This window comes from Nitrospinota bacterium (assembly GCA_016217735.1).
In the GTDB taxonomy this organism is placed as follows: domain Bacteria; phylum Nitrospinota_A; class UBA7883; order JACRGQ01; family JACRGQ01; genus JACRGQ01.
The window spans coordinates 1-3,761 of record JACRGQ010000070.1; the positions used below are offsets into that span (position 1 = coordinate 1).

Below are 3,761 nucleotides of genomic sequence, written 5' to 3' on the forward strand. Positions count from 1 at the left end.
CCTCTGCCTGCTCTTCTACCTTGGCGCGCTCATCGCCTACCTCCGCGCCTTTCCCCCCGCCGCGCCGCCGCGCAAAGGTTTCATCTTCCTCGCCCTTGCCTGTTACCTCGGCGCGATACTGAGCAAAGAAATGGGGGTTACGCTCCCCGCCGTGCTGGTGATGCTCCATCTGCGCCAACACTTCGGCGAAGGCCGTCCGGCGCGGGAGATGCTTCACACCCTTCCCTTCTGGATACTCTTCGCGGCATATATGGCGGCGCGAATATTCCTGATGCCGCAAGAAGGGGCGCCTAACCCCTACCTGCTGGTCTATACGCCCGGCGTCCTGTATATCAACGTCATCAAAAACTTTTCCGTATACCTTCTGCGCTACATCCTGCCGATGGGGGCCGAATATCCCACACTGCTCCCCAAAATGATTAATTTTATCGACCCCACATTCGCCGACCCCGCCATCTACCTCTCCTTGGGGCTGCCCCTTCTCATCACCGGCGCGGCCCTGATGAATATCCGGCGGCATCCCACGGCGGCGTTTTTGACCTTCTTCATGCTGATCACGATGACGCCCCTGACCATGGTCACCCGCATTACTGATATTAGCGATATAAATATACTCAACGCACCGGAACGGTTCATGTACATCCCCTCCGTTCCGTTGCTGCTGTTGGCCGCACTCTTCCTGCAAAATGCATACAACCGGCTACAAAAGGATGCGGCGAAAAACGCGATGGCGGTTACCGGAGTGGGAGTGGCGCTCTTCCTGGGGTTTCAGTCCAACATTCACACCATCGCCATCAACAGTGAAATGGCAAAACTGAAAAACCTTTACCTTCTGCCGAAAGAGCGGCTCACCCCCCGGATGCTTCTCACGCGCGAATGCCTCTACGTTAAACTTGTGGACACTCCCATGCGCAATTATGCCGATGCGGAACGGCGGCTGGTAAAGGTATTGGAGAACAACCCCGCCATCCCGATGCCCTATGTGGCACTGGGGTTTGTTTACCTGGAAACAAAGCAGTGGGAACTGATACCGCCGCTCCTGTCGCGGTGGAACCATCTCACGCCTGAAGACATTTTCAACCTTGAAAAGCAAAACCCGATCATTCTGGGTGAGTACGTTGGTGCCTATCACAATTTCCCCTTCCTGCTAGGGGTTGCAGCGGCGCATCGCAGAGAGGCGCGAGTAGCGGCGGATTTCCTCTGCTCCGCGCTCCAACGGGGATATAACGAAAAGCAGATCATCAACGAATTGCGCGGAAACTACCTGCTGAACGGCCCGCCCCAATGCCGCACGGCACAGGACGAAACACTCTGCCGCAAAAACGCATCCATCCCCGATTTCGCCGAATGGCGCCCGCCGCTCGACCCGAAGCGCTGCGAAGAGTGGAAAAACCTCTTTTAGGCGGTTGCCCATCGATAACGGGAGTCGCTTTTGAAACAACCCCTTCCGTATTACTATGCAGGCATGAAACATCGCGCGGCGGATCGCATTTTCGCAATCTCCCTCATTCCGCCAGCGGCGGGTCTTCTTGCCTTCATCGCCGCCCTCTTGTCCGGCACGAAAGCGGCCGCGCCGGTCGCGGCGCTGGGAATGCTCTGCGCCCTCTGCGCGCTCGTCTTTTTTTTCCTGAAAGGGGAAATGTTCGCCGAAATCCCCCGTTGGGCGGCCACCCTGTTTGTCCTCGCCGCGCTGTTTCTCTTCTGGATTTCTTCCGTTCCCCCCTATTGGCGCGACGACCTCATCACCCACATGGCTCTGCCGCGTCTGGCGTTGATGCGGGGGACGTGGCCTTTTCCGTCATTCCAGCCGTCCGCGTTCACGCCCGACCTGTTGCTGCCGCTTAACCTGGCGTTCGTGGCATACGGTATCGATTGGGCCGCGTCGTACATTTCCGTTTTTTATATTTTGGCCGCCGCTCTTCTCACGGCGCATTGGACGGCGCGCGAGGCGGGAATGCGCTGGGGGATTTTTGCCGGCGCGGCGCTACTCACGCTCGGCGTCATGTTCCGCCTTGCCACCGCATCCTACTCCGATCCGGCGGTGATGTTTTTCAGCGCGGCGGGTTCGTTGTACTGGCACGAATGGCTGAAAACGCCGAACCGTTCCGGCGCGGTGAAAGGCGGACTCGCTTTCGCGGCGGGGGCGGCGATCAAATACAACGCCGGCCTGTTGCTCACCTGTTTTTTGGCGGTGATGCTGCTGGCGGCGTTGCGGCGCAAAACCGTGCGCGATTGGGCGGTGGCGGCCTTTGCCGCCGCCGGCTTTACGCTGCTTTTTTGCGGGCCGTGGTGGGCCGCCGCCCATATCGCCGGCGCGCCGCGAACTGAATTCCGTAGCGGCTACGAGAGCGCCCCAATCCGCGAACGGGCGGCATTTTGCGGCGAACCGAAGATGTGGGCCGCCGCGGCGCCGTTGCGTCTTTTCGTCAGCGGCACGGAAGGAGCCCGATGCGGATTTGACGGCCGCCTGAATCCCTTTCTGCTGCTGGGAGGATTGCTCGCCTTGTGGTGCGCTCCGGGGCGGGCGGAGAAACGGCTGCTCTTCGCGGCCCTCGGCCTGTTCATGCTGTTTGCCGGGTTGCTTATTTCACCGGTGGCCCGCTATCTGCTTCCGCTCGCGCCCGCGCTCGCCTTTTTAACGGCATCCGCGGCGGTCTCCCTCGCGGCGGAGGGCAGGAAAGCGGCGGCTATCGCGCTGGTGGCGGTGTTGCTGGCGTGGAATGCGTGGGATCTCACTGCCGCCGCGTACCGGTTCGAGGGATGGGAGTACCTTACCGGGAGGGAATCGCGGGAAGAATTTGTCCGCCGCGCCGTGCCCGCGTACGCGGTGACGCAATGGGCCAACGATCACCTGCCGCCGGAAAGCCGCGTCTACTTTGCCTTTACCGGCAACCGGGTTTACTACAGCCAGAGAGACTACTACTATGATGCATTTTGGGATGGCGCAACACTGATAAGACTTTTCACCGGCGGTAATGACGCCATCGCGATCAAACAATCCCTCCGGCAAAAAGGGATCACCCATCTTGTGTTGATGAACGGCGTCATGGGCCGCTTCGTCGAAAGCAACGGCATTGTTCCGCTCTATAACCGGTTCCTGGCGGCGGCGCCGGGGTTGTATGCAAAGGATGGGGCGGTGCTCCTGTCACTCGCGGAAAAATGAGGCGGTGCGCTCAGTTGTGGCCGGTGCTGCCGAATCCGCCGTGGGCGCGCGAGGTGTCGTCCAGTTCCTCCGCCTCTTCCACGCGCCACGCGGGGGCTTTCAGCGGCACGATCTGGGCTATCTTGCCGCCGGCCTTGATGAGGTGATCCGTCCCGTTGCCGTTGCGCATCACGATCTTCACTTCGCCGCGGTACCCGGCGTCGATCACCCCGGCGGCGGTGTAAATGCGGGCGGCGGCCATCGAGGAGCGGTCCTTCACGATGCCGCCCCAGCCGTCGGGGAATTTCAGCGCGATGCCGGTGCGGACGATTGCCTGTCCGCCGGCGGGAATGACGGCTTCTTCGAGGCTGTACAGGTCGCAGCCGAGGTCGCCGGGGTGTCCCACGGTGGGGAGCTTCGCCGCCGGATGGAGTTTTTTGACTTTCAAGGTGAACATGGCGGGTATTAAAACAGCTTCGGCGCGGGCGCGCAACGGCGCTTTGCAAAATTTGAAATACTGGTATAATGCGTTTTCTGAAAATCGCGGGAGTAACTCAACGGTAGAGTGTCAGCTTCCCAAGCTGAAGGTTGCGGGTTCGAATCCCGTCTCCCGCTCCAA

At 60.4% G+C, this 3,761-nt stretch carries 3 protein-coding genes and 1 tRNA gene; 3 read left to right on the forward strand and 1 reads right to left on the reverse strand.

Annotated features, from left to right (window positions below):
* Both HZA03_11795 and HZA03_11800 read left to right on the forward strand, forming a co-directional pair.
* Window positions 1-1,402 (forward strand): hypothetical protein (locus HZA03_11795; GenBank protein ID MBI5638639.1); only part of this gene is annotated, 1,402 nt, incomplete at its 5' end.
* A gap of 63 nt (window positions 1,403-1,465) precedes the next feature.
* Window positions 1,466-3,163: a hypothetical protein gene (locus tag HZA03_11800; GenBank protein MBI5638640.1), complete on the forward strand. Its 1,698-nt coding sequence runs from the start codon at window positions 1,466-1,468 to the stop codon at window positions 3,161-3,163.
* A gap of 10 nt (window positions 3,164-3,173) precedes the next feature.
* Here HZA03_11800 and dut read toward each other — a convergent pair whose 3' ends face one another.
* Complete coding sequence (gene dut, locus HZA03_11805) at window positions 3,174-3,599, reverse strand: dUTP diphosphatase (protein ID MBI5638641.1); 426 nt, start codon at window positions 3,597-3,599, stop codon at window positions 3,174-3,176.
* An 86-nt stretch (window positions 3,600-3,685) separates the two neighbouring features.
* On the opposite strand from dut, the gene HZA03_11810 reads away from it, so the two are divergent.
* Window positions 3,686-3,760 (forward strand) — tRNA-Gly (locus tag HZA03_11810).
* The last annotated feature ends 1 nt before the right edge of the window (window position 3,761 follow it).